Below are 4,964 nucleotides of genomic sequence, written 5' to 3' on the forward strand. Positions count from 1 at the left end.
GGCTTCAGTTGTAAGATCGGGGTTATTCTGGAAGTATTCATCTTTACAACGCCAGGTATGAGGCAGATTTTCGCCTAATAGCACCATCTCATCTGGCACAAAATTACTGATGTTATCACCAATAAAACGAACGCCTTCTCCTTTGATTACATAATGCAGTTCTAGCTCAGGATGATAATGCCAGATATTCCCAAAATCGGGTTTGATATCATGACGGATACTAAAGGAACTTTGTAAGGTAATTGGAACTTTATGAAAATGAGGTTTCATGTAAAAATAAATATTTGGTTAGGGCTGTATTACAATATTCTACAAATTATACCACAGCGGTCTAAAGTTAACGAGTTTAATGATAACATCCTATATTAATTTGATAAAAACTATCAGAAAATAGTGTTTTTCATTGTTGAGTTTTGTATATAGCCATATAGGCGTAACCAAAATATAAGCTGACAAATTATTTTTATATAAATTATTTGTTCATTAATAAATTATGAGACAAGGTAAACAAGGAGAAATTCTACTGGTTTCAAGTGGCGATCTACGGCTTTCAGCAAATCAAAATTGCTGGGCTGCTCAAGTCGAAATGGAGCGAAAATTAACTTTAGCCATCGAACAATTTGGCTGGAAAGTTAAACGTGCCCATTCATACAATTCAACAAAAAAACATGGCTTTATCGATTCGCAAAGAATGGGTATGGATATCTTTAGAAATATTGATCCCAACCAACCTATAATTGTAGCAGAAAGTGTTTGGCAATACTCACATCATGTACTTGCAGGGCTTACCACACATCGTGGCCCGATACTAACCGTAGCCAACTGGAGCGGACAATGGCCTGGTTTGGTAGGCATGTTAAATCTGAACGGTTGCTTAACCAAAGCGGCAATTCCATATAGTACTTTATGGAGTGAAAATTTTACGGATGATTTTTTTACCGATGGCCTGCAAGAATGGCTCACAACCGGCAAGGTCAGTTACGATCAAAGTCATGTAAAAAGTTTTGCCTTAAGTAAGATCCCACTAAGCGACGACAAGAAAGGAAGAACTTTTGCCAAAAGCTTAAAAGAGCGAAAAGTGATCATGGGCGTGTTTGACGAAGGCTGCATGGGTATGTACAATGCTATCATTCCTGACGAACTGCTGCACAAAACCGGTTTCTTTAAAGAGCGTTTAAGTCAATCGGCATTATATGCAGGTATGCTGCAGGTTACCAATGGTGAAGCAGAGGCTGTTTTAGATTGGCTTTTGCAAAAAGGAATGACCTTTAACTGGGGAACTGAAGAGGAGACACAATTAACTAAAAACCAAACCCTCGAACAGTGTAAAATGTATATCGCCGCCCTGAGGATTGCTGATCATTTTAGCTGCGATACCATTGGAATCCAGTATCAGCARGGATTGAAAGATTTAACTGTAGCCAGCGATTTAGTAGAGGGTTTATTAAATAACGAAGACCGTCCGCCGGCATTTTCTGTAGATGGTAAAGAACTTTACCCAAAACGGGCTTTACCACATTTTAACGAGGTAGACGAATGTGCCGGTTTAGATGCCCTGGTAACCTACAATCTTTGGAAAGAATTAGGAATGACCGGAGAAAACACCCTTCATGACATCCGTTGGGGTGAATATTACAAAAATGATGATGTAGACGGTTTTGTTTGGCTGTTTTTAATCTCTGGAGCAGCACCACCTGCACATTTTATTGATGGTTATGCCGGAGCAAGCAGCGATAGGCAGCCAGCTATGTATTTCCGTTTAGGTGGTGGATCGTTAAAAGGCATCAGTAAACCAGGTTTCATTGTTTGGAGCCGAGTTTATGTAATGGATAACGAATTACATTGCGATTTGGGCGTTGGAGAAGTAGTAGCTTTGCCTGCGGCCGAAACCAAAAGACGTTGGGACGGAACAACACCCGAATGGCCAATTATGCATGCCATTTTGAAAGGCGTGAGCCGCGATCAGTTGATGGCCAGACATAAAGCTAACCATATTCAGGTGGTTTATACCAATTATGAAGCCGGAGCGCACGAAGCTTGCCGCATTAAAGCAGCTGCAATGGATGAACTTGGCTTAAAAGTGCACTTTTGCGGAGATGTGAACCTAAAAAAAATAAATACAATTTAAATATAAAGACATGAAATCATCAATTTTAGCCTTACTGTTAACCTTCTCGAGCATTACTGCAATTTTTGCTCAGAACAATCCTGTGAACGATAAAGAAGCCTATGTGAAAATGATTACCGAGCGTTCGGCTAAAATTGTTGCCAATCTTGGAATTACAGATGCGAAGAAAACCGAAAAAGTGACGGTAATCATCAGAGATCAATATAGCAATTTAAACGACATCTATGCCGCGCGCGACATTCGTGTTAAAGCAATTAAAGAAAAAAACAAAGACAATAAAGTAGAACGCGATTCAGCCCTTGCTAAGGATAGCCGTGTGGTAGAAACATCATTAGCTAAACTCCATAAAAAATACACCGGCAAACTTTCTGCGCAACTAACTAATGAGCAGGTTGAGCTGGTTAAAAACGGTATGACCTATAATGTATTGCCCATCACTTACAAAGCTTATCAGGAAGAAATTTTAACGCTGACCGAAGATCAGAAAAAACAGATCCTGATCTGGCTTACCGAAGCACGTGAACATGCTATGGATGCAGAATCATCAGATAAAAAGCATGCATGGTTTGGTAAATACAAAGGACGCATTAACAATTACTTATCAGCTGCCGGATACGATCTGAAGAAAGAAGGAGCAGAGTGGGAGAAAAGGAGAAAAGCAAAAGCGCAAACAAACTAGCATGGCTGATGGAGCGTATTTAAACGCTCCATTATTTTTTATATTTTTTTATTCAAGAATATTTCATTTATATATGAATTTATACTTATATTGTATTGTGAATAAAATCACTAAATAGCTTATAGAGAAAAGGTTAATCTTTAATTGATAAAATTATACAATAACCGTTGCTATTTTGTTTGAAAAATTGATATTCCTTCATTAATGTAAAGTTAAAATATACTTTCTAACCAATAATTTTTTAATCTAAAAACAAAAATATGAGCCACCACAAAGACAATTAATGTTAGATAGATTTTTAAAATAACGCTGTCTAATTCTTATGCCTAACTAGCATGCTGTAAAAGCAAATACAAACAAACCCATCCTTAACCGGAAACACTATTGAATAAACTGTATAGCAATTGCCTGTACAGCTTATATATGCTAATGAAATTAATCAAACTCAATGCATGATTGATATCAGATTAGCTGTATTAGTAAAAAAACTAACCAAATAACAAATATGAACTCAAAATTTTTACGAAAAACCTCATGGGTTTTAGTGCTCATGTTATTCACATGTGCCGCTGTTTTTGCGCAACAAAAACAGATTACCGGTAAGGTGGTAGACAAAAAAGACGGGCAACCCATTCCGGGTGTAACTGTCGGGATACGCGGCAAAACTAACAACGTAAGTACCAATGATAAAGGTGAGTTTGCATTGATCGCCGATCCTGCCACCGACGCATTAGTATTTTCTTATATTGGCTTTATCAGGCAAACTATTCCACTGGTCGGAAAAACCAGTTTAACGGTAAATTTTGTAGAAGACAGTCAGAATTTAGATCAGGATGCCGTTGTTGTTATTGGTTATGGAACGAAGAAACGCAGTGAGATTTTAGGTTCAGTGGCCAATATCAGGGCTGAAGAAATTCAGGATTTACCTGTGCCGAACATTGCTGCTGCACTTCGGAATAAGATTGCTGGTGTTGGTGTTAACTCTGTTTCAGGCAAACCTGGTTCTTCGGTTACCATTAATATAAGAGGAGCATCAAGATCAGAACAATCGGCCTTACTGGGCGCGACTACCGAACCATTATACGTAATTGATGGGATTACAGTTACCCGCGATGATTTCGATAATTTAGATCTAACTATGGTTGAAGATATCTCTTTCCTAAAAGATGCTTCAGCAGCTATTTATGGCGCATCGGGTGCAAAGGGAGTAGTTTTAATTACTACTAAAAAAGGAAAAAGAGGAAAGCCACAAATCAGTTATACCGGGTTTTTAGGCTTTTCGGATAATGCAGCAAATGTAGATATGCTTTCTGCATACGAGCATGCCCAGCTGCTAAATGACGGTTATAGAATTGCAAATTCGCCAACTTCTTCTATGTTTTCTGCTGCAGATTTAGAACAACTGAAAAACAGCAGTATTAAAGGCTGGTTTGACGAATTATGGAAGGTTTCTAAGGTAAACCGGCATAATATGAATGTTTCTGGAGGGTCTGAAGCCATCACCTTTTTCGCCGGAGGAAATTATTATGATGAATCTGGTAACTACGGTGGTATTAACTACAGTAAATATGCTTTCAGATCGGGTATGAATGCTAAAATTATCGATGGATTAACAGCTACTGTTACCTTAAGTGCAGATTTTTCGAAAAAGACAAGTGATACTTATAAAAATGGCGGAGAAAACGATCAAGCTTTTTTCCAACAGTTGATTACAACACCTAAATGGGTGCCGATTCAAATTGATGGCAAACCAATTAATTACAATAGCAATACCAATCCGCTTGCTGTTGTAAATTCAGGAAATAATATTTTCGATAAATCTCAAGGACTGGCGCTAAATGCTTCTGTTGATTATAAACCAAAATTTATACCAGGTTTAACCGGGCGCCTGCAATTTGGCAAAAATAACCGAAGCGGTACAAGTGGCCAATACGTGCCACCATACACCGTTTATAATTTCAAAACAACCGGACAAAACAATTTACTTTACACCAATGAAGTTGTAAGTACAATAACTGCAGTAGGTGCTGCAAATACGCAGCTCTCTTCGGGCACAAACTCATCTTCAAGTTATCAGGCTATTGCATCACTAAGTTACGACAGGACATTTGGAAAACATAGCTTGAATGTGCTAGCTGCTTTCGATCAATCAGAGGG

General features: G+C 38.2%; 4 protein-coding genes. 3 read left to right on the forward strand and 1 reads right to left on the reverse strand.

Going from position 1 to position 4,964, the window contains the following annotated elements; genetic code table 11:
* The coding region (locus AC1DPQ_RS17435; protein WP_477610372.1) for an AraC family ligand binding domain-containing protein at positions 1-270 on the reverse strand (270 nt) is incomplete at its 3' end.
* Positions 271-493: 223 nt separating this feature from the next.
* Here AC1DPQ_RS17435 and AC1DPQ_RS17440 point away from each other — a divergent pair.
* The 3 genes from AC1DPQ_RS17440 to AC1DPQ_RS17450 all read left to right on the forward strand — a co-directional run.
* Positions 494-2,128, forward strand: coding sequence for a fucose isomerase (locus AC1DPQ_RS17440; RefSeq protein WP_477585227.1), 1,635 nt, complete (start codon positions 494-496; stop codon positions 2,126-2,128).
* 10 nt (positions 2,129-2,138) lie between these two features.
* Complete coding sequence (locus AC1DPQ_RS17445) at positions 2,139-2,807, forward strand: DUF3826 domain-containing protein (RefSeq protein ID WP_477610373.1); 669 nt, start codon at positions 2,139-2,141, stop codon at positions 2,805-2,807.
* Positions 2,808-3,312: 505 nt separating this feature from the next.
* The coding region (locus AC1DPQ_RS17450) for a SusC/RagA family TonB-linked outer membrane protein (protein ID WP_477610374.1) at positions 3,313-4,964 on the forward strand (1,652 nt) is incomplete at its 3' end.

Source organism: Pedobacter sp. 01T416_2, assembly GCF_056398925.1.